At 63.7% G+C, this 25,616-nt stretch carries 23 protein-coding genes; 15 read left to right on the top strand and 8 right to left on the bottom strand.

The features are described from left to right. Positions 1-2 precede the first annotated feature (2 nt). The 5 genes from accB (at position 3) to ING98_03825 (ending at position 5,094) form a co-directional block, all read left to right on the top strand. Positions 3-539, top strand: a complete 537-nt coding sequence (gene accB, locus ING98_03845; protein MCA3100982.1) for an acetyl-CoA carboxylase biotin carboxyl carrier protein — start codon at positions 3-5, stop codon at positions 537-539. Then, positions 536-1,921: an acetyl-CoA carboxylase biotin carboxylase subunit gene (locus ING98_03840; GenBank protein MCA3100981.1), complete on the top strand. Its 1,386-nt coding sequence runs from the start codon at positions 536-538 to the stop codon at positions 1,919-1,921. The genes accB and ING98_03840 overlap by 4 nt, the downstream gene beginning before the upstream one ends. A gap of 29 nt (positions 1,922-1,950) precedes the next feature. Beyond that, positions 1,951-3,432 carry a biotin carboxyl carrier protein gene (locus ING98_03835; protein ID MCA3100980.1) on the top strand — a complete coding sequence of 494 codons (1,482 nt, stop codon included), beginning with the start codon at positions 1,951-1,953 and terminating at the stop codon, positions 3,430-3,432. Positions 3,433-3,499: 67 nt separating this feature from the next. Further along, on the top strand, positions 3,500-4,651 hold the full coding sequence (locus ING98_03830; protein MCA3100979.1) for a thiolase family protein: 1,152 nt from the start codon (positions 3,500-3,502) through the stop codon (positions 4,649-4,651). A gap of 32 nt (positions 4,652-4,683) precedes the next feature. Beyond that, positions 4,684-5,094, top strand: a complete 411-nt coding sequence (locus ING98_03825) for a Zn-ribbon domain-containing OB-fold protein (GenBank protein MCA3100978.1) — start codon at positions 4,684-4,686, stop codon at positions 5,092-5,094. 204 nt (positions 5,095-5,298) lie between these two features. On the opposite strand, the gene ING98_03820 is transcribed toward ING98_03825, so the two are convergent. From ING98_03820 to ING98_03810, 3 genes are all read right to left on the bottom strand, one after another. Then, positions 5,299-6,765: a hypothetical protein gene (locus ING98_03820; protein ID MCA3100977.1), complete on the bottom strand. Its 1,467-nt coding sequence runs from the start codon at positions 6,763-6,765 to the stop codon at positions 5,299-5,301. 89 nt (positions 6,766-6,854) lie between these two features. Beyond that, a complete protein-coding gene (locus ING98_03815) occupies positions 6,855-8,240 on the bottom strand; it encodes an amidohydrolase family protein (protein MCA3100976.1) in 1,386 nt (461 codons plus the stop codon). Beyond that, the gene (locus ING98_03810) at positions 8,197-8,556 is read right to left on the bottom strand and encodes a hypothetical protein (GenBank protein MCA3100975.1); all 360 of its coding nucleotides are present in this window, start codon (positions 8,554-8,556) and stop codon (positions 8,197-8,199) included. The genes ING98_03815 and ING98_03810 overlap by 44 nt, the downstream gene beginning before the upstream one ends. Before the next feature lie 276 nt (positions 8,557-8,832). Between ING98_03810 and ING98_03805 the strand changes: the two genes are divergently transcribed. Together ING98_03805 and ING98_03800 are read left to right on the top strand one after the other, a co-directional pair. Beyond that, on the top strand, positions 8,833-9,084 hold the full coding sequence (locus ING98_03805; protein MCA3100974.1) for a type II toxin-antitoxin system Phd/YefM family antitoxin: 252 nt from the start codon (positions 8,833-8,835) through the stop codon (positions 9,082-9,084). Next, positions 9,081-9,503 (top strand): type II toxin-antitoxin system VapC family toxin, encoded by a 423-nt coding sequence (locus ING98_03800; GenBank protein MCA3100973.1) that lies wholly within the window; start codon positions 9,081-9,083, stop codon positions 9,501-9,503. The genes ING98_03805 and ING98_03800 overlap by 4 nt, the downstream gene beginning before the upstream one ends. Before the next feature lie 46 nt (positions 9,504-9,549). Here ING98_03800 and ING98_03795 read toward each other — a convergent pair whose 3' ends face one another. From ING98_03795 to ING98_03785, 3 genes are read right to left on the bottom strand one after another with little or no spacing between them, the layout of a single operon-like run. After that, positions 9,550-9,687, bottom strand: a complete 138-nt coding sequence (locus ING98_03795; protein ID MCA3100972.1) for a hypothetical protein — start codon at positions 9,685-9,687, stop codon at positions 9,550-9,552. Further along, positions 9,684-9,977, bottom strand: coding sequence for a type II toxin-antitoxin system prevent-host-death family antitoxin (locus ING98_03790; GenBank protein MCA3100971.1), 294 nt, complete (start codon positions 9,975-9,977; stop codon positions 9,684-9,686). The genes ING98_03795 and ING98_03790 overlap by 4 nt, the downstream gene beginning before the upstream one ends. 31 nt (positions 9,978-10,008) lie before the next feature. After that, positions 10,009-10,260, bottom strand: coding sequence for a hypothetical protein (locus tag ING98_03785; GenBank protein ID MCA3100970.1), 252 nt, complete (start codon positions 10,258-10,260; stop codon positions 10,009-10,011). A 101-nt stretch (positions 10,261-10,361) separates the two neighbouring features. Between ING98_03785 and ING98_03780 the strand changes: the two genes are divergently transcribed. Further along, positions 10,362-10,595, top strand: a complete 234-nt coding sequence (locus ING98_03780) for an AbrB/MazE/SpoVT family DNA-binding domain-containing protein (protein ID MCA3100969.1) — start codon at positions 10,362-10,364, stop codon at positions 10,593-10,595. Beyond that, on the top strand, positions 10,595-11,011 hold the full coding sequence (locus ING98_03775) for a type II toxin-antitoxin system VapC family toxin (GenBank protein MCA3100968.1): 417 nt from the start codon (positions 10,595-10,597) through the stop codon (positions 11,009-11,011). The genes ING98_03780 and ING98_03775 overlap by 1 nt, the downstream gene beginning before the upstream one ends. A 50-nt stretch (positions 11,012-11,061) precedes the next feature. Here the strand turns inward: ING98_03775 and ING98_03770 are convergent, their stop codons facing one another. Both ING98_03770 and ING98_03765 read right to left on the bottom strand, forming a co-directional pair. Next, positions 11,062-11,583, bottom strand: a complete 522-nt coding sequence (locus ING98_03770) for a hypothetical protein (GenBank protein ID MCA3100967.1) — start codon at positions 11,581-11,583, stop codon at positions 11,062-11,064. Positions 11,584-11,602: 19 nt separating this feature from the next. Next, complete coding sequence (locus ING98_03765; GenBank protein MCA3100966.1) at positions 11,603-12,220, bottom strand: sigma-70 family RNA polymerase sigma factor; 618 nt, start codon at positions 12,218-12,220, stop codon at positions 11,603-11,605. Positions 12,221-13,029: 809 nt separating this feature from the next. On the opposite strand from ING98_03765, the gene ING98_03760 reads away from it, so the two are divergent. The 6 genes from ING98_03760 to ING98_03735 all read left to right on the top strand — a co-directional run bounded on the left by ING98_03760 (position 13,030) and on the right by ING98_03735 (position 25,424). Beyond that, positions 13,030-14,781, top strand: coding sequence for an N-6 DNA methylase (locus ING98_03760; GenBank protein MCA3100965.1), 1,752 nt, complete (start codon positions 13,030-13,032; stop codon positions 14,779-14,781). 269 nt (positions 14,782-15,050) lie between these two features. Beyond that, positions 15,051-17,831 (top strand): hypothetical protein, encoded by a 2,781-nt coding sequence (locus tag ING98_03755; GenBank protein ID MCA3100964.1) that lies wholly within the window; start codon positions 15,051-15,053, stop codon positions 17,829-17,831. A gap of 4 nt (positions 17,832-17,835) precedes the next feature. Further along, a complete protein-coding gene (locus ING98_03750) occupies positions 17,836-22,002 on the top strand; it encodes a helicase (protein MCA3100963.1) in 4,167 nt (1,388 codons plus the stop codon). Between the two features lies 1 nt (position 22,003). Further along, a complete protein-coding gene (locus ING98_03745; protein MCA3100962.1) occupies positions 22,004-24,226 on the top strand; it encodes a hypothetical protein in 2,223 nt (740 codons plus the stop codon). Next, positions 24,207-25,061 (top strand): hypothetical protein, encoded by an 855-nt coding sequence (locus ING98_03740; GenBank protein MCA3100961.1) that lies wholly within the window; start codon positions 24,207-24,209, stop codon positions 25,059-25,061. Before ING98_03745 ends, ING98_03740 begins: the two co-directional genes overlap by 20 nt. 120 nt (positions 25,062-25,181) lie before the next feature. Then, the gene (locus tag ING98_03735; protein ID MCA3100960.1) at positions 25,182-25,424 is read left to right on the top strand and encodes a transposase domain-containing protein; all 243 of its coding nucleotides are present in this window, start codon (positions 25,182-25,184) and stop codon (positions 25,422-25,424) included. The last annotated feature ends 192 nt before the right edge of the window (positions 25,425-25,616 follow it).

The raw sequence follows: 25,616 nt of genomic DNA, 5'->3' as shown, positions 1-25,616 counted from the left end.
ACGTGGGCGAACCGGAAGTTCCCTTGACCGAGGACGAGGTACGGCGCATCGGTCGCATCATCGAGACGCTCGAACAATCCACGTTCGACTACCTGCAGCTCGAACTGGGCGCGCTGAAGCTCACGGTGGCGAAGGGCAACGCGGCGATGGCGCTGCCGACGGCGGCCCCCGCGGTCGCGGCCCCTGCGCCTGCACCCACGCCCGCCGCACCGCCGCCCGCGCCGTCCGTCGCATCGCCTGCCCCGGCCGGCACCGCATCGGCGCCAGCGGCTGCGGCAGCGTCCGCCGCGGGCTCCGGCCTCGTCGACATCGTGTCGCCGATGATCGGCCGTTTCTATTCGCAGCCCGAGCCCGGCGCGGCGCCGTTCGTGACGCCGGGATCGAAGGTAGGTCCCGAGACGACGGTCGGCCTCGTCGAGGCGATGAAGATGTTCAACGCCGTGCACGCGGGCACGACCGGCACGATCGCCGAGGTGTGCGTGCAGGATGCGACGATCGTCGAGTACGGCCAGGTGCTGTTCCGCGTGCGTCCGTCGTGACCGCTCGACCGCTGCGCCGCGTGCTGGTCGCCAACCGCGGCGAGATCGCGGTGCGAATCATCCACGCCTGCCGCGCGCTCGGCATCGAGACCGTGCTGGCTGCCTCCGAGGCCGATCGCGACAGCCTGCCGGCGCGCATGGCCGACCGGGCACTGTGCATCGGGCCGGCAGCTTCGCAGGCGAGCTACCTGCGGATCGACGCGCTGCTTGCGGCCGCGCTGGGCACGGAGTGCGACGCGCTGCACCCGGGCTACGGTTTCCTGGCCGAGTCCCGGGCGCTCGCCCAGGCCTGCGCGGACGAGGGCATCGTGTTCGTCGGGCCCACGCCCGACCAGATCCATGACATGGGCAACAAGCTGGCCGCGCGGGCACTCGCGCGGGCCGCGAACGTGCCGCTGCTGCCGGGGTCGGAGGAAGTCACCGACGCTGCCCAGGCCGCGACGATCGCCGGCACCATCGGCTATCCGGTGCTGCTCAAGGCCGCCGCGGGCGGGGGTGGCCGAGGGATGAAGGTCGTCGAGCGCGCCGAGGACATCGCGCGCGCCTTCGCCGCCGCCTCGCACGAGGCGCGCAACGCATTCGGCGACGACACGCTCTACCTCGAGCGCTACATCCGCAACGCGCGCCACGTCGAGGTGCAGGTGCTGGGCGATGCCCACGGCAACCTGGTCCACGTGGGCGAGCGCGATTGCTCGCTGCAGCGGCGCCACCAGAAGGTGGTCGAGGAGTCTCCGGCGCCGAACCTGCCAGTGGCCACGCGCGACGGCATCCGCGCCGCGGCGGTGGCGCTCGCCCGCGCGATCGAATACCGCAACGCAGGTACGGTCGAGTTCATCGTCGACGGTGACACCGGCGAGTTCTTCTTCCTCGAGATGAACACCCGCATCCAGGTCGAGCACCCGGTGAGCGAGGCGGTGTCGGGCATCGACCTCGTGCAGGAACAGCTGCGCGTGGCCGCAGGAGAGCGGCTGCGCTACCGGCAGCGCGGCGTCGTGCTGCGCGGGCACGCGATCGAGTGCCGCATCAACGCCGAGGTGCCCACCGAGAACTTCCGCCCCAGCCCCGGCCGCATCACCACATGGCGGCCGCCCGAAGGGCCGAACATCCGGCTCGACACGCACTGCCATGAAGGCTACGTGGTGCCGATCCACTATGACTCGATGCTCGCCAAGCTGATCGTCTACGGCATCGACCGCGACGAGGCGATCCTGCGCATGCGCCGGGCGCTCGCGCAGTTCACGATAGAAGGCATCGACACCACGCTGCCGTTCCTGCGGCATGCGATACCGCACCCGGATTTCGTGTCCGGTCGCGTCAACACGGCGCTGGTCGGGCGGATGATCGACGAGATGAACGGCGCCGTACCGGCGCACGCCGGGTAAACGACCCGGCATCGAGGACGGAGCAGAGGATGGAACGGATCGAATTCGTCGACGTCACGCTGCGCGATGGTCACCAGAGTCTCTGGGCCGAGCGGATGACGACTGGCATGATGCTACCGGTAATCGACCGCCTCGATCGCGCCGGCTTCGATGCGCTCGAAGTGCTCGCCCCGTCATTCATCGGCAAGTGCGTGCGCGACCTGCGCGAGGATCCGTTCGAGCGCATCCGGCTGCTGAAGGCGCACGGCGGACGCACGCCGCTGCGGCTGAACGGCGGCGGACTCAACCTGTTCGGCACCGACCAGCAGTCGATGGTCGAACTTTTCTGGCGCGTGATGAAGCGCGCGGGCATCGACGAGGTGCGGGTGTCGGATTCCTGGAACGACCCCGCGGTCTGGGCGAAGCGTGCGGGCGCGGCCGCGAAGGCGGGCGTGAAGCCAATCATCAACCTCACCTACTCGGTCTCGCCCCGGCACACCGACGAGTACTTCATCGAGCGCACGCGCGCCGCAGCGGCGCTCAAGCCCTATCGCATCTGCCTGAAAGACCCGGGCGGCCTGCTCACGCCCGAGCGCACCGGCATGCTGGTGCCTGCGATGATGGACGCCGCGCCTGGCATCCCGATCGAGATGCACGGCCACTGCTCGACCGGCCTCGGGCCGCTGAACGCGCTGGAGGCCGTGCGCAAGGGCGTGCGCATCGTGAACATTGCCATTCCGCCGCTGGCCGACGACGCCTCGCTGCCTTCGCTGTTCAACGTGGCGGCGAACCTGCGTGCGCTCGGCTACGAGACGGCCGTCGACGAAGACCTCGTGCGCCCGGTGCAGGCACACTTCGAGGAAGTGGCGCGGCGCGAGGGTTTCCCTGTCGGTCGTCCGGTCGAGTACGACTACGCGCAGTACGTGCACCAGGTGCCCGGCGGCATGATCTCCAACCTGCGCAACCAGCTGAAGGAGGTGGGCGCGGAAGACCGCCTGCCGGCGGCGCTCGAGGAAGCAGTACGCGTGCGCGCCGAGTTCGGCTACCCGATCATGGTGACGCCGCTGTCGCAGTACGTCGGCAGCCAGGCCGCGGTGAACGTGATGACCGGCGGGCGCTATGTGCAGGTCACCGACCAGTCGATCCGCTACGCGCTCGGCCACTTCGGGGGCGATGTCGAACGGCTGATGGACCCCGAAATCCGCGCGAAGATCCTCGATCGTCCGCGGGCGCGCGAGCTTGCGGCGATGGACATGACGCAGCACGACGAGGCGACGATCCGGAAAGAACTCGACGCGGTCGACCTGCCGGAAGAGGAAGTGCTGCTGCGCTACCTGCTGCGGCGCGACGACATCGCCCGCATGCGTGCGAGCGCCACCGCGCCGCGCGAGTACGTCACCGGAGCGGGCGATTCGCTGGTGTCGCTGATCGCCGAGCTTTCGCGCCGCGCATCGGCAACGCGCGTACACGTGTCGCGACCCGGCTTCAGCCTCACGCTCGGGCGCACGCCCGCGGACGGTGCCGGATCATGAATCGCGCCGTATGGCACGCCACAACGGTTGCCGGCCTCAGCGCCGGCCTGGACACAGGGAGCATCGGATGAGTCAACCCTACGGAAACATCGCGCTGGCCGGCGTGGGCGAAGCGGCGATCTCGACCACGCAGGTACGCAGCGCGCAGGAACTCGCGGTCGAGGCAGGGCTTGCCGCGATGGCCGACGCGGGACTGACGTCGCGCGACATCGACGGCGTCATCACCGCAAGCCCTGCGGGCGATCCGCACTTCATGTTCAGCACGCTGGTGGCCGAGGCGCTGAACGTGCGCGCGCGCGTGAACATGGCGGTACAGGCCGCCGGCGCCTCACCCGGCATGGGCGTGCTCTACGCCGCACGCGCGATCGCCGCGGGCGACGCGCACACCGTGCTCGTCTGCGAGAGCGACAGCCGGGGCGCCAAGTTCAAGGGCGACAAGATCCAGGCGATGCGCGCGGCGCGCCCTTGGATCGACGACTGGGAAGACCCGTTCGGGCTCACCGTCCCGGGCAAGTACGCGCTGATCGCGCAACGCTGGATGCACCGCCATGGCCGTGGCCGTGAAGACCTCGCAGCCGTCGCGGTTGCCGCGCGCGCGCACGCGATGCGCCAGCCGCACGCGCCGCGCAAGGAGCCGCTCGCGATGGAGAAGGTGCTCGGTTCGGCGCCGATCGCCGCGCCGCTGCACGCATTCGACTGCTGCCCGGTGGCCGACTGGGGCGGTGCGGTCCTCGTCACCTCGGTCGAACGCGCGCGCGACCTGCGCCAGCCGGTCGTACGCCTGCTCGGTGCGGGCGAGGGCCACTGCGCGTACCACGTCGCCGACATCGACGACCTTCCGCCCTCGGCGACCCGACAGTCCGCGGAGGCAGCGTTCGGCATCGCAGGCGTCAAGCCCGACGACATCGACACCGCGCAGGTGTTCGACGCGTTCACCATCGCCGCCCTGGTCGCGATGGAAGAGCTCGGCTTCTGCGAACCCGGTGCTGCGGGTTCGCTGTTCGCCGGAGGCCACACCGCACTCGGCGGCTCGATTCCGACGAACACGACCGGCGGCATGCTCACCTGGGGCAATGCGCATGTGATCGTGCTGCCCGAGGCGGTGCGACAAGTGCGCGGCGATGCAGGCGTCAACCAGGTGGCCGGTGCGAAGCTCGCGCTCGCGCACGGCATCGGCGGGCCGATGTCGCTCGCCGTAACGATGATCCTCGGCCGCTGAGGCCGCTTTTTTCCGCGCAAGGCGAAACTCCGATGAGCGAAGCGACCAAGCCGATCCCCGCCCCCACCGACAACACCGCGCCCTTCTGGTCCGGCTGTGCCGCGGGAGAACTGAGGCTGCGCAAGTGCGCCGCGTGCGGCGTGTTCCGCTCCCCCACGCGCATGGTCTGCGCGTGCGGCGCGACCGCTGCCGAATGGACCGCGGTGTCCGGCCGCGGCACCGTGTTCTCCTACACCGTCGTGCACCGCGCGCCCGATCCGGCGTTCAAGGCCGAGCTGCCCTACGTGATCGCGATCGTTGCGCTGGACGAAGGCGGCCGGTTGATGAGCAACCTCGTCGGCACCGAGCCAGACTCGGTACGGATCGGCATGCCGGTACAGGCCATGTTCGAGACGGTGGCGGAAGGCATCGGCGTGCCGAAGTTCCGCGCGGCGCAGGCCTGACGAGCGGCCGCCGGCAGCGGCGGCCACCCTCGGGCATCGCCACTACCGCGCCGGGTTCTGGGCGGCTTTGCGGAATCCGAAAGGAGTGATCGCGAGCCGGTGCTGCACCGTAGTCTCGACGAACTCGGTCAAGGTCTCGCTCTGCCTGAGGACGGACTCGAGTTCGGCGCGTAACTCGGGCTCGACGCAGTCATGCCCGCGCCGTCAGAAGCGCAGTTCGGAGGACAGCATCAGCGCATACCCGTTGGCGTCGAGCCCGCTGCCGTACACCGTGCGCCGGTGGGTCAGCTCGACCGCCAGCGTCGTCATCGGCGAAGGATCCCAGAACAGGTTGACGAAGGTCGTGCGGTTGCTCGCGAACCCGGTGCCGGCGAGGTCGGCGGCGTTGGCACGATCGATGCCGAATCCAGCATGCGAGTGCAGGGTACGCGTCCACCACCACGCGGCCTCGCCCCAGCCGCCGCGGCTGCGGATCGCCTGACGGGTCGGTCCGACGGTCTGGAACACCGCGCCGAGATAGGGCCCGAGCGCGCTGCCCTCATACAGCTCGCCCTGCAGTCCGAACTGCCGGCCGATCCGCAGGGCGCCCTCGAGCGCGACCCCCGAGAGCCGTGTTTCGTACGGGACGAAGGCGCCGCCGGTGCTGAAGGTTCGGAACTGTCCGCTCGCCGTCGACAGTCCGAGTTCCCAGGCCGGCCAGGGCACCCACGCGCCATTGCCGCGCGGCTGTCCGCTCGCGTACGCGATGCGGGCCTCGATGTTGGGAACGCCAGTGTTCTCGGTCGACGCCAGGGTTGCCGGCTTGATGTTGCTCGGCAACGCATCGGCCAGCGCGGCCTGCAGCCTCAGGCGATCGGATCCGATGGGCACCAGCCGCTCGACGCGCAGCTGCGGCTTGAACGAGTTGCCCGGGTTGCCGCTGCCGGCGAACGCCGACATCGAGTCGACCATCGTCGGGATGCGGGGGCTGAACACGTCCATCAGCAGCCCCGCCGCAAACCGCCAGCGACCGTCTGTCGCATCGACGTAGGCCATGCCCGGATAGACGCCGTACTTCCCGGAGAACAGGTTGCCGTCGAACAGATAGGCGAAGACACCCGCACCGAGCTGGAAGTCGCCGAGCCTGGCGCCCTGCACGTTGATCACCAGCGATGAAAGCCGGGCATCGAGCTTGGTGGTGCCCTCGCGCACCCCGGGTACCGACGGCAACACGATGAACGGTGTAGCGTCCGGCTGCATCCGCGCGGTGGTGGTGGTCATCGTCGTGCGCACGCTGCCGCCCACGGTGATGCGAACGCCTTCGAAGCGTGCGCGAATCGGCTCGCGTTCGCTACCCGGCGCAGCGTCAACCGCTGCAACCGGCGCGGCAGGCTCTTTCGCAGCGGCAGCCGCAGAAGCCACCGGGGCAGCCGCCGCAGGCGAAGCCGCAGTCGGTGCCCCGGCGGTCCGCCGCGCGAGATCGTCGAGCAGGCGCTCCTGCTCGGCCAACCGCGACTGCTGCTCGCGCAGCTGCCGTTCCTGCGCGTCGAGCCGCGCACGCTGCTCAACGATACGCGCCCGCAGTACCTCGATCTCCTCGGCCGGCGACGCGGCGCGCGCGAGCGGCGTGCACGCGGCGAGGATCCCCGCCCATGCAACTGCGCGCAGCATCGCAGCCCTGGACGGGATCATCGGCTCACCGTCGAGACGAAAGGTCGCGGCATGACGAACGACGCCTGGATCGGGAATCGGATGAACTTTCTGTTCCGACAATGCCGGTCTCACTCGGAAGCGCGGAACAGTCGGGCCAGCACCCGCTCCTGATCGACCGACAGTGGGCGCCCGCGCGCGCCGTCCGGGCCATGGACGAGCCGGTCGATCTCGTCGGATCGGGCGAACAATGCTGCGTGGTTGCAGTCCGGACCATGGACGTGCTGGTCGATCGGGCCGGCTCGGAAGCCCGGGGCGACCATTGCCGTGGCAGCCGGTTTCCGGTTGTAGACCAGCACCCCTTCCTTGAGGGTCTGGACGACCTGGATATCCTTGATGGACATCGGGTGGACCTTGAGCGGATTGCGATCGAGCACAACCAGATCCGCCAGCTTGCCGACCTCGAGCGTGCCCTTGGTCTTTTCTTCCTTGTACTGATAGGCAGCATTGATGGTCAGGCTGCGCATGGCATCGTAGGCCGAGACACGCTCGTGCGGCGCAAACGGTTTGCCGGAGCGGGTCACGCGGTTGACGACGTTCCAGGCGGCATACATCAGGCTCGGACTCACGCCTGCCGGCCAGTCGGTGTTGAGCGTCCAGTTCACGCCCTGGCGCTGGACCGAGCCGGCGACACCCACCCAGTCGATCCGATCGGGCACCAGGCTCGCGATGTAGTCGCCCATCGGAAAGAGGCCGCCAGCGGTGAAGCTGGTCGTGCCGTCGACTGCCTTGATGCGCGCGATCTGGTCCGGGCGCAGGAACTGGGCGTGCTGGAAGATCGGACGCCCGTCGCCCTTGCCCTTGCGGCGAATGACGTCCTCCAGCGCCAGCAGGAACTGTTCATTGGCTTCGTCGCCGATGGCGTGGGCAGCGATCTGGCGGTTGCTGTTCCAGTACTTGTCGAGAAAGGCGACGAGCTGCTCCTGCGGATCGACCCTCACACCGCGATAGTCGGCGGTCGTGACCCCGGGCGGGTTCGTGGTGAAAGGCCGCGACATGAACATGGTGTCGATGCTGCCGTCGAGCCAGAACTTGATGCCGGCGAGGCGGACACGATTGATGTAGCGCTTGTCCAGATCGGGGCGCGCAGCGAGCATCGCAGTGCTGGTGTCGACGTCTGGCGCGGTACGGCTCTTGTGGATCTGATAAGCCGCGGTGATGATCCGATCGGCCGAGGCCGCCTTGGCGAACAGCACCAGGTCGATCGGCATCAGCTGTTCGTCGACGATCGTCTGCACGATCGAAATGTCGTCGCCACTCAGACCGAGCCCCATCTCGCTGGCGGTAGTGATGCCATTCTGCGTCCACAGCGCCACCGCCCGGGCGACGCCCTTTCGCGTCTGGGCCGCAGTCAAGGGCGCGCGCGTCGCCAGCACGCTCATCCATGCAGACTCGGCTGCATGGCCGGTGAGCTCACGCGAGCCGGGCTGGCGCGAAAAGAAACCACCCTCCGGCATCGATGAACCCGGGCATCAGGGTCGCGCCTGCCAGGTCGACGCGGGTGGCATCCGGACCGGCAGCCCGCTGCACCTGCGTCAGCGATCCGACCGCCGCGATCCGGCCGTTCCTTACCAGCAACGCCTCGGCGTAGCGTGGCGTGTCGCCAACCATCGTGAGGATATCGCCGCCGGTGTAGTAGAAGGCGCCAGACGCGGCGGGCGTACGGGCAGCATCGGCGGCCGTCGGAGTGTTCGTGACGCATCCGGCCAGTGCTGCCAGACAGGAGAAACCGATCACTGCGGCCCGGCATCGAAGGGCGAGGGAAATGGTCATCGCATGAACGCTCGAGAGTTTTCTGCTGCCTCGATCTTGGCCGGTTCAAAACAGCCCTTTATTCGCCTGACGTAAGGAAATGAGGGGTCCTGTTTTCCATTGTTTGCTGCGCGCAACACCACCACCGGCAGCAGAGAATGCAGGCCGTCGTCCGACTCGATCGCCTCGTTCGCCTGCGATAGCCGAGTTTCCGGCCTGAACCGGTACGCACCGGCGTTGGCGACATCAGGCTGCTCAGCCTATAATCTGACCAATCTAGTCAGAATAGGCAAAGCCATGGGTACGTGGCAGATGCAGACAGCGAAGGCGCGCCTGGCCGAGGTCGTCAAGGATGCGCAGCAAAGCGGGCCGCAGGAAATCACTGTGCACGGGCGCCCGGTGGCGGTGGTGCTCTCGCGTACGGACTACGACCGCCTGGTGGAAACGGGCGAGTCGCTGCCGGATTTCATGCGGCGCTCGCCCTTGGCCGAGGCCGAAGACATCGAGTTCCCGCGCGACCGCAGTCCTGGCCGCGAGGTGCCACTCTGAGCTACCTGATCGACACGAACGTCGTTTCGGAACTGCGGCGCCGTTCGCCCGATCCCGGCGTGGTGGCCTGGTTCGAAGGCCGCCGGAGCCAGACGCTGTACCTGTCGGTCCTGACGCTGGGAGAACTCCGGAAGGGTATCGACGGGCTGACGGATGACCCGCGCAAGCACGCCCTGCTGGACTGGTTGCAGGTGGACCTGCCGCGGTTCTTCCTGGGGCGGGTGCTACCGATCGATGCGCGCATTGCCGACCACTGGGGCCAGTTGGCCGCTCGCGCAGGACGGCCGTTGCCGGCCGTCGACAGCCTGCTCGCCGCAACCGCGCTTAGCCACGGACTGACGCTGGTGACGCGCAACCTGCGCGACTTCCAGTTCCCGGGGCTCGAGGTCGTCGATCCGTGGTCGACGGGCGCGGCGTAACTCGATCACCTCGCGAATGTCTCGCTCGACGTCCTCGACGTTGCTCCTAACCGGGTAGCGCCGGCAGTTCGGCACGCACCACGCCAGTGGCGGTCATCGCCTTGAGCAGCGCAGCGTCGAACGTGGCCAGCGGCAGGTTCCGGCGCAGAGCCAGTTCGAGGTAGGCCGCGCCGGGTGCGCTCAACGGCGGTCTTCATTGATGAGATCACGCACTTTAAGGCCGCGCAGGCTGACCCCCTCGCGTGCGGCGCGCAGCTCAGCCACAGCATCCTGGGCGCGGCCACTGCTGTCATGGGTGCCGGGCAAGCCCAGTTGTGCAACGACCTTCCCGCGACGGGTGATCGCGATGACTTCGCCTTGCTGCACGCGGTCGATCAATTCGGACAGGCGGTTCTTGGCTTCGAACAGGGCGACTTCGGTCGCGGGCACGCTACATGTAGGGCGAAGCACGATTGTGGCCAGACAGATAGCCATGTGCAGCAGGAGAGCGAGGCGTTTCCTCACATCATGCTGGTTGGCGCGGCGGACGTCCCGGCCGGAAAACGTGCGATGCCGCGCGAAGCGCCCCGTCAGACCCCGCCACCCCCACCCGCATCCCCGCCGCGATCGCGTCCAGCTTCGCGCCCAGGTAGACGAACTCCCAGCCGTACACGTCGGACTGGTGGCGGATGCGCTGGAACACCTGCTCGCGGGTGTACTCGCGGCTGGCGTTTTCCAGGCCGTCGGTGAGCCGGGGCGGCGGAATGCCGGCCCTCACTCAAAGGACGCAGCGAGTCGGGGGGTTTGTGACAACGCCTTGTCTCAGCGTCAACGGCGGCATATGCTTGCGCCATATGTCAAGTCATCACGAAGGCTCCCATGACCGAACGGCACGCTTCATTGTTCCGCAACGGCCGCAATCAGGCGGTACGCATCCCGCGCGAGTTCGAGATGGATGGCACCGAGGTGCTGATGCGCAAGGAGGGTGACCGCCTGATCATCACACCCATCCGCAGGAACCGCCTGCTGGAATTGCTGGCTTCCTGGGAGCCGCTGGACGACGGCTTGCCGCCGGTCGAAGACTGCCCGCCCCAGACCCGCGAAGCGTTCTGATGGCCGAGCCCACCTGGATGCTTGACACCAACACGCTGTCCGACCTGATCCGCAACCCCCAGGGAGCACTTGTCCAGCGCCTGAGCAGCGTCGAACCTGATGCGGTTGCCACCAGCATCGTCGTGGCCTGCGAGCTGCGTTTCGGTGCCAGGCGCAAGGGCTCGGATGCGCTGACAAGTCGGGTCGAGCAACTGCTTGGCGCCTTGACGGTACTTCCGTTCGACGAGCCTGCCGACCAGCACTATGCGGACATTCGCGCGGCGCTGGAGCGTGCAGGCACTCCGATCGGCAGCCACGACCTGTTCATCGCCGCGCATGCGCGCTCTCGCGGCATGACGCTGGTGACGCACAACACGCGTGAGTTCGAGCGGGTGCCAGGGCTGAACGTGGAAGATTGGATGACATCAGCGACCTGAGACGAGCGTGCGCTCGCACACGAGCACGACGGCGATTTTGCAAAAAGCGCTCAGCCCTTGCCGGGCCCCTTCGCCAGCGCCTGCAGGATGGACTGCACCCGCCCCGCCGACGGCGACTGCGGTTCGGCCAGGCGCAGGACCCGGGCCAGGCACTGGTCGCAACGGGATACGTGGCGGACATCTTGGAGGAAGCCATCGGGCTGCCGCACGCGCTCGTCGGACGCACTGGCGAGCAGCGCCTGCAGGGTGGCGTCGTCCGGATGCGCGGGCGCGAAGCGCTTGCGGCTGAACCGCGGCATCGCTGCCCGCGCCGCGCGAGGCTCCTCGACGGCTGGCGCCGCCGTGTCCATCTCAGCGTCGATCATCATGCCTGAGGCCTGGAAGCGGTCGGGCGGCGGCCGCATCGGCACGCGGCGCAGCAGGCCGGCCATCAGCGCGCGGTCGAGCAGCGCCTGGCGGCAGGTGCGGCAGGTCTGCAGGTGGAAGCGCTCGACCGTCACGGCGTCGCCGCTGTCGGTGCCGAGCAGCATCGCATCCAGCTCGGCCGGCTCGAGGTGTCCGCGGGTGATCATCGGCGTTTCCCCCGCGGCCTCATGCCAGCACCCACGGGCGCTCGCCCAGTTTCGAGGACAGGCAATCGCGCAGCGCCCGGGTGCCCCGGGGCACCCGCTGCGCCGCGTTCGCCTGCGACAGCCCGAGGACGGCTGCGATCGACCGCTGGTCGAGCTCGTCCTGGTAGCGGCAGGCGACCGCCTGCTGATGCTCGAGGCTCAGCGCGCCGTAGCACTCGGCGAGGAAGGCGCGGACCTCGGCGAGCAGGGCCTCGCCTTCCGGGTCGTCGTGCGCCGGCGGAAGGTCGATCGCGGTGGCGGTGGGTGCCTCGTCGTCGTCCGGGAAGGGGTCATGCTCCGGACGGAACTGGGCGCGTGCGAACGAGAGGGCTTCGTTGCGCACGACCTCGCGCAGGAGGGGTTCGAACTTCGTTCCGTGCCAGGTGCGCAAGCGACGGCCGTCGTCCTCGAGCAGCTTCACGAAGACGCGCTGGGTGATGTCGTCGGCGTCGTGGTGGTTGAGGCGGGTGTAGCGGCGGGCGGTGTAGTAGATGAAGCGGGTGTAGCGGCGGACGAAACGATCGATGGCGTCCGGATCGCCGGTTGTGACGGCTTCGATAAGAGCGCGGTCTGCGTCAAGGTCGGGACGGGTAGGCATTCAGCGGTGGGTGGACGATGGTCAGCAGTGACATGATGCACGGTTTCCCTGGCGGCAAGCCGGGTTGGCTGGTTACGGCAGTCCACCGGGCTCACTCTAACCCTCCCTCGGTCTCGTCCACCGTATGCCCATCTGGCGCGCCAGGCTACGGAGGGTTGGGGTGACTTCGATCGTGTCTGCGTGCGGCGCGCGTACGAGCATGATCGCTTCGCGCCGCAGCGTGCCGGTATTGACCACAATGCGGGCGGCGACGGTACCGGCTCGCAGAGTCTACGGCGGCCGGGTACAACGGCGCGCCCGCCCTGAAGCAGCTTGTCGCAGATCTCCACGCCGACCTTCGCCTAGCGCTATTCGAAGCGGGTATCGGGTAGCCATGTGTCGGTTATGGGTTGGTGATTCCGTTCGATGCCTCGACGCGTCACGCTTACGCACAACCTCTGAGAAGCGGCGCATCGCGGCGTCCTCGATCAGCGCTTCTTCCATCCCGGGATAGTTCAACCCGAACCCGTTCTGTATCAGATGCACCCGCAGCATCTTCTCCAACCCCAGCAGCGGACGGAAATCTCCTTGGATCGGGTAGCGCGGTGAAATGAACCCGAGAAGCTTTCATCACGGCGCGACCTGTTCCATCTCCTCCAGAAACTCCTAGCGCCGGGTCTTCTTGTGCTTGCCTGAGTACTCCTCATCGCCGAAACTTAGTGGCTTCAACGATCTCTCCGCTTTCCGGTTATGCCCGTTCTCCCTTGGACAGCTGTTTCGACGACTTGTTCAGAGTCTCCATAACAGGTACGGCCTGTCATCACCGACGTATGAATCCCAAGTCAAGACTCAGCCTTTTCCGTGCCATCAAGGAGTTGCGGAAGCTCCTTGTCGAACACGATGTGTCGGCTAAACGTTTCGTCGGCACGGTACTGACCTCGTGGTGTCGCCAGGCTTACAAGGCGATTGGGCCGCACGGACTGCCAGTATCCAAGGCTCTACGCCGAGAGCCGCAGTTGGTTGCCTTTGTTGACTTTCTATGCACCGCGGATTTCCTAGAGTCGACGTACTGGCTAAGCTCTGCCTACGCCATGCTGGCCGACGATGCACATCGAAAGAAACTGGCGCTGTTCTTCACTCCGCCGTCACTTGTTCGGGGACTGCTCGACGATTTAGGTAGTCAGGGCGCCAAGTTTGAGGAGCACACCTTCTATGACCCAGCCTGTGGCGGTGCTGCGTTCCTGGCGCCAATCGCCCTGCGAATGCGTGACCGATTGCGTGAGAAGGGCAAGACTTCGCTTCAGATACTTAGGCATATCGAGGAACACCTCCGGGGCACGGATGTCGAACCGACTCTTTGCGCGCTGTCTCGTCACTTCTTGAGGATGGCCCTGCATGCGGAGATTCAGCAGACAGGTGTTAACCCGTGTTTCAAAGTCGGCATCGGTGATTCGTTGCGATCTTCGAAGGGCGTACCAAAGGCGCGCCGAGTTGTGGTGTGCAACCCGCCATACAGAAAGATGACGGCGGAGGAAGTGGCCCCACTTCGGAAATCGTTCAAGCACATCATTGAAGCCCAGCCCAACATTTACGCCCTGTTTATCGCGCGCTGCGTCGAGCTCGCGGGAAACTCTGGTCTAGTTGGCCTAGTCACACCGACCAGCTTCTTGTCCGGCCGATACTTCCACAAACTCCGGTCCTATCTCATGGCCAACACGGACTTGGTCCATATCGGCATGGTCAGTTCTAGACTTGGCGTGTTTATCGACGTCGAGCAAGAGACCGCTCTTTGCATCTTGCGAAAGTGGCCGGTGCATCAGTCGCACGCATCTAACGTCAAGGTCTCTGTCGTGTCCGGTAACGGCGTCTACACACACGTCGGAGAGTGTGCATTGCCCAACTCTGGCGCGGCATGGCCCATCCCCAGGACTCCCGAAGACGTGAAGCTGTTGGCTGTTGCGAGCCGCATAAAGTTTCGCCTGGTCGACTACGGCTACCGTGTACGCATCGGGCTGTTCGTCTGGAACCGCGACGTGCGCCCATGCTTCGCATCCAGGAAGCTTGCAAGAAGGGGTAAGGCGCGACATGCGCTGCCCTTGGTCTGGTCAAAAGACATCGTCGTTACGGGCGACGAAGCCAAGTTGGTGTTCGAGCCCGATAGCAGAGGCGACGACAAGGATGCCTTCGTTGACTTGGGTGGCCTTAACTTGCGGGGCGTTATTCGGCGCCCCAGCGTTGTTCTGCAACGCGTTACCTCAAACGACCAGCCTCTTCGCCTGGTCGCCGCGGCGGTTCCAGAAAAGTTCCGGGCGAAATACAAGGGGTTTGTCGGAGAGAACCACATCGTTGTCCTTGAGCAGTTCCGCGATGACCCTGCGATCGCGCCTCAGCATTTAGCAGCCCTACTGAGGAGCAAACCCATCGATAGGTACTTCCGCTGCATCTCGGGCGCGACAAACGTCTCGGCATTCGAGCTGAATCAGCTCGTACTTCCAGATCCGGCCAGGCTTCAGGCCGCGCTGGCCAAAAGCGAATCAATGGACCTTGCAGTACTACGTGCATTCGGGGTTGAAGCAATCTAGGGACTAGCGGAAGGTCTGATCAAGCCGAAGTAAGCTGAGTCCTTGATCTAACACGGGGCGGCAAAAGCGGGATCGTGCATGTTTCGAAGCCTGTGCGGTATTGGCCCAATAGAGGGGGCAATGCAGCTGACCACACGATCCACTCAGCTCGCACAGAGGCCTGCTCCTCCGTTTTTTTGCTCCGCGCACTTCCTGCGGCGGATATGATTCGGACGATCAATTCAAGTCCGACGGGATCTGAGACGCCTTGACCTTTCCGAAGCCCACGAATGGCCGAGTTCAGAACACTTGCTGACAGACAAGCTGACCGCGTCAAGGCTCTTGAGAAGAAGGTCGCTCAGGCTCGCTTGCGCGCTGCCCGCCCCGTCAAGCCGAAACCTGTTTCCGCGAAACAGGCTCCCACTGAGAAGCTACCGAGCACGCCGGCCCTCAACCATGCGGTTGTACCTATTCGAAGTCGGTTCGGCGTTGCCGGCATAAGCGTTTTCAGGGACGACGAAGACCTTGCGAGTAAGCCGTCGCCTGCGTTGCGAAAGCTGGTGAACCTGTACCTGCACGCCGCAGATCACAGGAGCCGCCATATCGCGATGTTGTGGCCGGCCAGTCCTCGAACACTTGTGCTGGTACACGCACTGGCCACCCTGGAGCGCTGGGCAGATGGAGACAAGCAAGGAGTCAGGGGGCTGACTTTTCCGGTCAAGACAAATGTGTTTCACCCTCTAAACCACTTGCACTTGGAGCGCAGCGCAGCGCTGAAGCATGCAATTGCCTTGGTGGAGACCGAGAAGAATGAACGGGTGAAGCGGTCTTGTCCCGCCAAGGATGCCTACCTAACAACGCTGAACAATAGCGCCATCAAGTCATTGAACCTTCAGCCGACCGTAGGGGAGTTGCTTCCTCATTTCCTAGCAGCGCCAGGATTTCAGCGCTGGGACAGCTGCGAGGACCAGTTGTTGTCGAATATCAGCGCCAGGCTCACTCGACGGGCTCACGCAAAGGCCCTCCGCAGCAACTGTGCGTTCATCGGGAATCCGACGACGGCCCCGGACGCACTGTTTGCGCTCGATAGCCGAGTCTCTGACACTGAGCGGCTGAGGGCATTGGAGCTCTTGAAAAAGCACGGCGGCCCGGAAGTCGTCATCGTGAACGCCACGCGCGAGATTCGTCTGAAGACGAAAGGCTGGAGGAGCCTCCTAAGCAAGTTTTGCTTACTGCTTGAGCGAGTCTTTGGCGACCATGCTCCGGGCGTAGTCGTGGTCACGGACGAGCCGCACGCCGCCTACCGAATCAAAGAAGAGCTCTGGGAGCTTAATGAGAAGCGTGTACCGTCCTTGCGTTGGAAGCCCGGCGCGGGCTTCGACATCGTCGGCATCCCGAGCTCTATACGGCATGATGGCTTGCTGCCCCCGGGCGTCGAGGACCCGGCCTTGCCGGCCCCTCGAGAGCTCGATACACAGATCGTGGACGCGGAAGCGGCAAAGGTCATCAACAAGCTCTTCCGTATCGCCGCGGATACGCCTGGAGGTCGAGAGGCAGCAAAGCCGGTTATCGATGCGGCGGTATACATGACGCGGCTTGCCGCTTTGCCGTGCGGCGTGGACACACTTATGGAGTGGCTAGGTGCCGCGGAGACCTCTGACCGAACAAGGGCGGCCTTCAGCTGGTCTACACACTACGCAGCACTTGCGCAGTTCGAGCGGTCGGGAGGCGCAGGCATCAACCGGGCCGCGCTCGTTGAGTCAATGCGTGTCGGCGAAAAGCTCTACAACAACTACGCAGCAGCTACCCCCTTCGCTCTCTTGCTGGCTAAGTACGTAGAGAGCATTGCCAGCCACAAGAAGCAGCAGCTGCTGGTTGTGTTCACCAACGCTCTGTATCGGCGACTCGCCCAGCGATTCCTCGAAGGTTTCAAGGAATTCGACGGCGGTGTCACTTTCGATCGATTCAGGGACCGGGTCCACCTTATCCCGTCAGCGCAGCTCGAAGATAGCCTGACCGGGCTTGAACAAGCCCAGGTCGTCTTCGCTGGGCTCGACGACGAGGGACTGCGAGTCCTCATGACGGACAACTGCATTCCTGCACATACCGCGGTTCTGCTGACGCAACGAGGTGGCCAGTACCTGCGGGCAGCGCTCCGACCACTTGTCGACGAGAGATTCCCCGAGTTCAAGCCCTACAAGCCGCGGATAGAGGCCATCCTACGCAAGCTTGCGCATCTCCCAGAAGATGCAGGCATTTTAACGACGGCTGATTTGGTCTTGCCGACCTTCAGAACTGAACTGAACAGCGATAGTTCTGAGTCCGAGTCTGGCGAAGACCCTGAGGCGTGGAGCATCCGGCTGGACAACGGCGCCGTCTTGTACCGGCGCCCAACGCATCGCGTCTATGTCTACGACCCGTCAAGTGCAGAGGCATCTGAGCGTGGCTTTCGAAGTTGCGAGGTGAAGTCGCTCCAACCGGGCCACAAGTTGTTTGTGATGGCGGCCGAGCTGCGTGAAATGGTTGAAGCTGTCCTCAAGGAGGCGGGCATCCCGATTGAGCACGACAAGACGTTCGAGAGTGCTCTTCGCGACTATCACAAGCACATCCTCGGCCGTCTCGGGATCGTATGGCCCGACGGAACGCTCTCCGAAAAAGTACGCTCACTGCGCACGGCAATCCTTGCTGCGAACCCCAAGTGGAAGGACGAGTTCCCGGCGGAGCAATCGGTACGCCAGTGGGTAAACCTTGGTCAATCCGAGGACACTGCGTTTGACAAGCTTAGGCCCCAGGCACCGATGAAGGAGGCGAACTTTGCAGCGTTCGCAGAGGCGCTTGGGCTATCGAAGCTTGAGGCAGCCTACTATTGGCAGCGGGTCATCATGCCGGTGAGGAACGCGCGGCGCCTGGATGGCAGGCATGTGTCTGACATCTACACGCACATGCTGCTTCAGCCAGAGTCTGTCATGGTGCATTCGGGCATCAAGAGGCAGACCATGAAGATGCTGTTCGAAAAGGCCCGCGAGAGCGTCGCAACTGTCGAGGAAGTCGTTCCCACCGCAGGAGGGTAACCAAATGCCGGAAAGTGAAGTCTGTCGCGTCGATCCGGGCAAGCTGCCGACCTCGATGAAGGAGGCCGTTGTCGACTCCCTGGTGAACCTCGTCTACGCCCATGTCTCAGGCACTGGCTCCGTTGGTAAGTTTCTCTTTGGCGCCCGGCCCAGGACGGTGTTGAACTCCGGCTTCATCCTGCCTCAGCAGTCGCCAGGCGGCGATGACGAGGTGACCTCACCGATATGGATCTCTTCGCACGGAATGCAGTTGCAGATTGCCAGAGGCGTCGCGGCCGTCATCCGTGCGCAACCAAGAGTGAGCGTCTACGTTCGGATCCTCCCGACGGCAGACGACCTCAAGCGCCCCAACTGCGCGGCTGCCTTTCGACTACGAAGCGCCATTGCGGACGAGGTAAAGGCGCTGCGAAACGCTCGCCTAGACGAGGAGTGGGCGAAGGTAAAGGGTGCCTTGACGTCGCGGGCCAAGCACCCTGGCTGGAAGGTCATCAGGGAGCGCATCGTTGCGGAAGTCTACGCAGCGAAAGGAATACCGACAGACCTTACGGCGCTCGAATCAGAGGAGCCTGTCGCAGTAGAGGCTGAACCCGGAGACCCCGCGGAATCGCCACCTGTTGGAATCACAACCACCGGCGGAGCGATGCCGGCGATCCAAGACATACACTTTGAGCCGATGACGGTCCCGCACAAGTGGCTGCGCTTGGACATCGCTATACCACCGCTGCTGCTCGACACTGGGAAGTCATACGTCGACATGCAAGCCGCGGTTCGCGACCACGCGGCCCAGGTGAAGACGGCCATTGATGCCACGCTCAAGAATTGGGTTGAAAGCAGCGACCCCGACACTGGCGGCAAGCTCTGGGGCTATCGGCGCGGCTTAGAGATTCCAGCAAGCAAATATCGAAAGTGGAGCGACTTTCTTGAGGAGGTCAGAAAATCGAACCTCCCGATTGCATTGCCTGCTATCGACCTCCAGTGGAACCTGCACATTGCTGATGATTGGCTTGACAACACCAAGACGAGCCTGCTTCTGGCACTTGAGAACCGGAGCGTATCGCCGCATCAGCACAAGGATGAGACCGATGAGGCCGTCTTTCAGGTTGCCGTAGCGGTCAAGGTACCGAATGTACTGCATCGCCCGCTGCTCCTGGAGCGGATTGATCCGTCGTATCGATACAACCAATACCTGCGGTACGCAGCCTTGGGCCACAATTGCGGCGTCAGCTCGACCGCGGCGGGCGACCACGTCGAGCTTCAAACAACGTGGGCGCCCAGATACGTGCAGCCGCGTATCGTGCCGACAGCTGTAAAGGGCGTAATCAGCAGCATCAAGGCGCTAAGCGAACCAAACAGTCTGGATGGTCTGTTCCCGCTGCTTCCGGCATTAGAAGACTGGCTCTCAGACCTACCCAAGCGCATCGACCCCTTGAAGGGCCTGAGCCCTGGTGACGTTGAAGGCAGGGAGCGTGAAAAGGATGCGTTTGCTCGCGATAAGCTGAAGTGGCGCGGCGAGTACGAGGCCATCAAGGCCGGACTTGAGATTCTCCGAGAGTCCAAACAGGCTTGGAAAGCGCGCGGTGCGCAGAGCGATCCAAAGGCAACAGTCTTCGAGGCCTGGCTAGGCATGAATGAAGCCATGGCCAACTTCATGAAGGCCCGGTTCAAGCGCGACGACAGCCAATGGCGTCTGTTCCAGCTTGCTTTTATCGTGGCTAACGTTCCGACCCTGGCATCGCGCATCCCGGAGTTCAAGCATCACTACCAGGAGCTCCGTGACGACTGCGTCACGCTTCTCTATTTCGCGACTGGCGGTGGTAAGTCAGAAGCCTTCTTCGGCCTGCTGCTGTTCAACCTGCTGTTGGACAGGCTCCGCGGGAAGGCCTTTGGCGTGACCGCTATGCTGCGGTACCCGCTGCGGCTTCTGACTATCCAGCAGGCCCAACGCTGCTCGCGAGTCCTGGCGTACGCCGAGCTTGTTAGGCGCGACCGCGACTACGGAGGCCAGCCGTTCTCGCTTGGCTTTTGGGTGGGAAGCACGGGCTCACCGAATCACCATCGCGCACCCGGCGTCAAAAGCATCCCCGAAATCACCGAGTTGCCAGCTGACCCTGCCACCGAAAAGAAGCTGCAGGACGAGGACCAGCGCTACATGACGGCGTTCCGTGCCTGGAACAAGATTCCCAAATGCCCGTTCTGCGGGGAGGGGACCGCCCTTCGCCTGTTCGACGCATTGGGCGGCACCATCGCTCACGTCTGCACAGACATCAAGTGTCGATCCAACACAGGGAACTGGACTCCGCTCCCCTTCTTCATCTGCGACGCGGACATTTACGACCTCGCACCGTCAGTGCTTCTGGGGACGGTCGACAAGTTGGCATTGATAGGCCATTCTCCAAATACCATTCGGCGCATCTACGGCATGTTCGGTTGCGCCCCTTGGCAGGACAAGACCACGGGCCGGCTCGTCGTCCCCAATTCTCCGGACATGAAGGATGGCCCTGCGGCAAAGGGCATGGAGGGACTTTTCCCAGCCTACCCAAAAGGGAAGAGGCTTTTCCATGACCCCTTTCCGACCCTGCTCATACAGGACGAGGCGCACTTGCTCGACGAGTCGCTCGGCGCCTTTGCTGGCCTGTTCGAGTCCACACTTGATGCGGTCTTTGAGCACCTCGCGAAGTCGCTCGGAACGGTCGTAGCGCGAGACCTGGAGGGCAAACGCCGGCGTGCCAAGGTGATTGCCGCGTCTGCCACGGTGTCGGAACCCGAACGGCAACTTGAGCATCTTTACCAACGTTCCATCCCGGCGGTTCAGTTTCCTCACCCCGGGCCTACGTTGTACGAGTCCTTTTACGCAGAGCCGCAACTTGCCGATGAGCAGGCACGGCGGACATGGCCAGACATCGAGCTCGCAGCCAAGCAGGCGCGGCTTTACTGCGCATTTATGACGAACGGAAAGCCGCACACCGCCACCAGCGTGGAGGTGTTGTCGAACTTCCATCTTTGTATTTCCCGACTGTTCCAAGACTTCACGAGTGGTGACGAGCTGCAAGTTGCAGCTTCGCGCAACCTCCTGCTGGAGTTCGTCAGTTCTGGCCCCCTAGCTGCTATCCACCAGCAGGCGTTGACCGCGGCCAGTGCAGCTGAACTCGCGACCGCGATTGACCTGCACAGAATTGCACTGACTTATGTCACCAACAAGAAGGGTGGCGACCAAATCATGGCCGCCGAATCCGAAGAGACCCGCAAGCGGCACATTAACGCCTCAGTGGAAATGGAGGCGCTAGACACGCGGCTCATTACGGGCTCCGTGGAACAGGGCGAAATACAAGCAGTCGTTCAAGCAGCACAGACCCGCGATGATCCCGACACGCCTTTCACGCCGCTGTCGAAGGTCTTGCGCTCGGTCATTGCGACGTCAGCCATATCCCACGGAGTGGACGTTGAAGAGCTCAACTCGATGTTCTTCGCCGGCATGCCTTCTGACATTGCGGAGTACATCCAAGCCTCTTCGCGGGTGGGTCGTACACATGTTGGCTTCGTCATCCTGGTGCCGACCCCTCAGCGCCGCAGAGACAGGCACATCGTTGAGGTCTTCGACATCTTTCATCGCTTTCTGGAGCGCATGGTGGCTCCCGCGGCCATTGACAGATGGGCCGAGCGCGCGGTCGAGCGCGTCTACCCAAGTCTCTTTCAGGCGTTTCTCACTGGCATCGTGCCGACCCGAAGGGTCATCGACCTCGACGAGTCCGAAAAGCAAAACGCCGTGTCGTATTCATACATCCCGGACATCAGACGCGCATACCGAGACAGGGGTGGTGCGCTCATAAATGAAATCAATGCGTTTGTCGAGCTCGCGATAGGACTGAAGGACGGGTTTGCGCCGGAGGGCGCCGAGCACTACCGACAGACGATTGATACCAAGACGCGATGGTTTCTCGATACGTGGGCGTCCAGCAAGATGTGGGGCGATGGGCGCCTGCGCGACTACTTCGACGGTCAATCTGACCCCATGAAGAGGCCGATGACCTCGCTGCGCGACGTCGACCAAGGGGGTCTCATTCACATGTCGTATCGGGACCCGTTTGGGCACAAGCAAAGCGGTGCCGACATCCTGCAGGTGATGGACATTGTCCGAAACGGCGTCGCCGACAACTCTGATTCGGGAGCGTGACATGGCGACGAGACAACAGCGGCACAACGACGATGACGACAAGAAACTCAGCACGCCCACCATGAGCCGGTCGCGGAACCAGCTTGCAGCGGCCTACGCCCCCGGCGCGTTTTTCACCTTCGAGGGCGGACTGGGCTCGTGCATTGCCGTGCCAGACCAGTCCGACCAGGTTGACCAAGCCCCAATCCAGGATCCGACGAAGGAGCAAATCGTCCTCCGCTTACGAGAGGTCTGGCAGAGCTGGTTCACGAGGGCATACAGCCTCAACGGGAACGGGCGCGACATCGACCCTCGGCAATGCATCGACGAAATGCTTCTGCGTGGTTCAGTGCTGCACCCGTTGTCCGGGAGCAGCCTTGAGTTTGTTAACCCAGTCAAGATGGGGTACGCGCCAGCGCCGTTGACCTTCGTCTGCAACTCCTGCGGGCTCTTCAAGGCGTTCGACTCTGCGCACGAGGCAGCTCAGGCCGCCGACTTCTTTCGCACGTCGAAGTGCCTGAACCCCAAGGGCAAGGGCAAGTGCCAGTGGCGACAACTCGACGTCATCTTTGTGCATTGGTCAGGCGAGTGGCAGGCCGCCACGCCTGGCATGTGGGAATGGTCAGACCGCGACAAGCGGACGCGCCTATTCGGAGAAGTCTGCTCGCTTTGTCACGGTGACAGGTTCATCTTGAAGACAGAGTCACCTCGCATCGGTGAGTGGTACTTCCAGTGCGCCAATCCGACGTGCATTGACCGGCGGCGCACTTGGCTCCAGAACGACCCGTTCACCACCGAGGTCTTCCAGGACAAGGGCAACAAGCGCGTTGGCGAGCGCCGTATGGAGCCCGTGTCGTATCGAGCGTCCTCTGCCTTCTACGCGCACCACGAGCAATTCGTGATGTTCTCGGAAAAGGACCAAGGGCTGCTCAAGCTTCTCGAGGAAGGACAAGAGACCGAACTGGGCAGCTTCATTGCCGGCCTCTTTGGCTTTGCGGGTGCTATGCCCACCATCGAGGAGATGAAGGTCGTACTTCTCAACGGCGGCCACGACGCCGAATGGGAGTCCTACGAACGGCAGCAAAAGATGCTTGCCATGGCTCAAAAGTTCAAGGATGCGGGCTTGGCAGCTGAAGTTGAAGCGGAGTTGAAGAAACTGGTGAACCGTTGGCTTACGTCGGACCCCCCGTTAGTGCCGGTGTCGGCGGCCCTTCCGGGCGCTTTGAAGACTCAAATTTTGCGACGGTCCGAGTTCTCTAGCCGTTACGACCCATTCGGCCTGGCCGTTGAGCATGAGGCGCTGAAACGAAGCAAGCTTTCAAAAACCAGTCTGTCCGGCGAAAGAGCACCCTTCGTCAGGTTTCGCCGCCTCGACAAGGACCTGGCGCCGAAAGACCCAGCAGTACAGGCAAGGCAGGAAGCCAAAACCGCTGAACTGATGACCCGCCTCGGCTTTGCCGAGTTCGGCCTCATCCGGGATTTCGAACTTTGCAGATTCACTCACGGATACACCCGAGTGTTTTCCGTGCCTGTCGAGCAGAAGCGCAACCAAGACGTTCCGGTTCGGTTGAGGCTCTTCGAGCCCCTCAGAAACGGAAGGCGTCCCATTTATGTCGTTACGCAGGCGAACGAGGCCCTCTACATCCAGCTCGACCCAGCTAACGTATTCGAGTGGCTTGCTGCAATAGGCGTCAGGGATTTGCCAGATTGGACTCCAGAGGGCCCGATTCGGTTCGGCGGCAGATTGCTGGAGCGTGCTGAACCCTTTGGGCGGTACTTTTCGTTGCTGCAACGTGCGGAAGCCTCCACCTATCGATACATCTACACTCTGTTGCACACCTACGCCCATCTGTTCATGAAGTCGATTTCCGAGTTCTCTGGGCTTGACGTCGGCTCGCTAGGTGAATACCTCTTCCCCGCAGACCTCGCGTTCGTTGTCTATCGCAACGGCACCACGATGGACCTTGGGAACCTCTCCTCGCTGTGGCGAAACGAGAACAACCGATTCTTGACGCACCTACTTCGCCCGGCGACGCATAGCTGCAATTCTGGGAGTCTCTGCGACTTTAATGGCGGAGCGTGCCCCGACTGCATCATGGTCCCGGAGACCTCCTGCGTGGCCCAGAATCGGCTTCTGTCCAGAGCTGTCCTGCAAGGCGGTCCTGCGCCAAGAGAAGACCTAACACACGAAGACAAGCGCATCCCTGGCTTTCTTGAGGTTGCCAATGCGGCCGCCCTCGTTTGAAGTAAGGGAGGCCTTCAAGTCCCTCGCGCGGCACGGCGACATTGCAGCTGCCGTGTGTGCGGCCGTGGTGGAAGGTCTCGTCTCCGGTTCTGCGGATGTCAGAGCTATCTGCACCGCTTCAGGCATAGCGCTGGCGCGGAGCGCGGAAATGGAGGCGTTCCTTTTGGCAGCGGAACGGCTACGCCTCTTCGAAAGGAGGGCCTCAGACTGGCGTCCTGCGCGACAAGAGCTCCACTGCCAACTCGCGCAGTTGCTGGCTGGCGCCGCGCTTTACCGCGCTGAAGTTCACGGGGATGCCGATGTCGTCCGAGTTGTGATGACATTGCCTCCCGCGCCTAGCGCGGTGGCACAGGAGCTGAACAGCTTGGCGGCGGGTCTGTGGGGCATGGTTGATACCAAGGAGGTCTTGCCGTCACTAGCCGAACAAGCCAGCCATCGCTTCTGTGTCATGACACCCTTCATCGACGAGGTTGGTGTGCCCGTTGTGATGAACTTGTTCCAGCGGAGTCGGAAGTGCGCTCGCAGGTCGCTCATCATCCGAGCAACGCCGGAGGGTGGGCTACCGCCTGCGGTGCACAGCGTCCAAGCGGAACTCAGCACGCAGGGCGTGCAGATCAGAAGTCTCCGCATCGACCGACCCGAGTCGCCGGGCTACGAGACTTTCCATGCAAAGGTCGTGCTTGCGGATGATAGTGAGGCATACGTCGGCTCCGCGAATATGACCAAGTGGTCTTTCGAACAATCACTCGAGCTTGGCGTTCTGGTCAGGGGGCGCGCTGCAAGGACGCTTGCCAGAGTGGTCGATGCAGTCGAGTCTGTCTCGACAATCGTTTAGGCTGGGCTCGAACCGGTCCACCTTCAGTTCGATGGCCACACCGACGAACCATCCGTGCCTTAGCTAGGCACACACAAAAACGCCGCCGAGCGGGCGCTGCGCGCTGTCGCGCTCGGGCGCATGAACACCTGTTCTGACAGCTCGGACCCCAGAGGCGAGCGCGCAGCCTCGGTATACAGCCTGGTCGGCACCGCGAAGCTCCATAGGCTGGACTCGCAGTCTTACCTGCGCCACGTGCTCGAGCGTGTTGCCGACCATCCGTCCAACGGTTTGAATGAACTGCTACCCTGGGCTGTCGCCGATGCGATCGGTGCAGACCGACCGCACATCAATCGAATGAGCTTCAGACCGTCACGACAGTAGGCACTGGACACTTACGTTCTCGCGACCGTTTCCGCAGGACGCGCTGGCGGATGCGTATTCCGGCGAACGTGACCGACGATTCCGGTGATCGTGACCGATGCCGTTTTTCCGGCACTGCGTGTGCCGGATTGTAGGGCGGTCGGTCACGATGCGCGTCGGGAAGGCGCCTATCCCGAGGCTTTTCGCGATTGA

This window comes from Rhodocyclaceae bacterium (genome assembly GCA_020248265.1).
GTDB lineage: Bacteria > Pseudomonadota > Gammaproteobacteria > Burkholderiales > CAIKXV01 > CAIKXV01.
Note: the sequence above shows the minus strand (reverse complement) of the source record. Positions and strands in the feature narration are given on the sequence as shown.

Bases quoted from the DNA above. Each gene is read 5' to 3' on its own strand.
- ING98_03745 (MCA3100962.1), top strand. From the start codon at position 22,004: ATGGCGACGAGACAACAGCGGCACAACGACGATGACGACAAGAAACTC.
- ING98_03810 (MCA3100975.1), bottom strand. From the start codon at position 8,556: ATGACCATTTCCCTCGCCCTTCGATGCCGGGCCGCAGTGATCGGTTTC.
- ING98_03735 (MCA3100960.1), top strand. From the start codon at position 25,182: ATGAACACCTGTTCTGACAGCTCGGACCCCAGAGGCGAGCGCGCAGCC.
- ING98_03765 (MCA3100966.1), bottom strand. From the start codon at position 12,220: ATGCCTACCCGTCCCGACCTTGACGCAGACCGCGCTCTTATCGAAGCC.
- ING98_03780 (MCA3100969.1), top strand. From the start codon at position 10,362: ATGACCGAACGGCACGCTTCATTGTTCCGCAACGGCCGCAATCAGGCG.
- ING98_03835 (MCA3100980.1), top strand. From the start codon at position 1,951: ATGGAACGGATCGAATTCGTCGACGTCACGCTGCGCGATGGTCACCAG.
- ING98_03775 (MCA3100968.1), top strand. From the start codon at position 10,595: ATGGCCGAGCCCACCTGGATGCTTGACACCAACACGCTGTCCGACCTG.
- ING98_03820 (MCA3100977.1), bottom strand. From the start codon at position 6,765: ATGATCCCGTCCAGGGCTGCGATGCTGCGCGCAGTTGCATGGGCGGGG.
- ING98_03740 (MCA3100961.1), top strand. From the start codon at position 24,207: ATGCGGCCGCCCTCGTTTGAAGTAAGGGAGGCCTTCAAGTCCCTCGCG.
- ING98_03830 (MCA3100979.1), top strand. From the start codon at position 3,500: ATGAGTCAACCCTACGGAAACATCGCGCTGGCCGGCGTGGGCGAAGCG.
- ING98_03790 (MCA3100971.1), bottom strand. From the start codon at position 9,977: ATGGCTATCTGTCTGGCCACAATCGTGCTTCGCCCTACATGTAGCGTG.
- ING98_03760 (MCA3100965.1), top strand. From the start codon at position 13,030: ATGAATCCCAAGTCAAGACTCAGCCTTTTCCGTGCCATCAAGGAGTTG.
- ING98_03815 (MCA3100976.1), bottom strand. From the start codon at position 8,240: ATGCCGGAGGGTGGTTTCTTTTCGCGCCAGCCCGGCTCGCGTGAGCTC.
- ING98_03770 (MCA3100967.1), bottom strand. From the start codon at position 11,583: ATGATCACCCGCGGACACCTCGAGCCGGCCGAGCTGGATGCGATGCTG.
- ING98_03755 (MCA3100964.1), top strand. From the start codon at position 15,051: ATGGCCGAGTTCAGAACACTTGCTGACAGACAAGCTGACCGCGTCAAG.
- ING98_03750 (MCA3100963.1), top strand. From the start codon at position 17,836: ATGCCGGAAAGTGAAGTCTGTCGCGTCGATCCGGGCAAGCTGCCGACC.
- ING98_03805 (MCA3100974.1), top strand. From the start codon at position 8,833: ATGGGTACGTGGCAGATGCAGACAGCGAAGGCGCGCCTGGCCGAGGTC.
- ING98_03825 (MCA3100978.1), top strand. From the start codon at position 4,684: ATGAGCGAAGCGACCAAGCCGATCCCCGCCCCCACCGACAACACCGCG.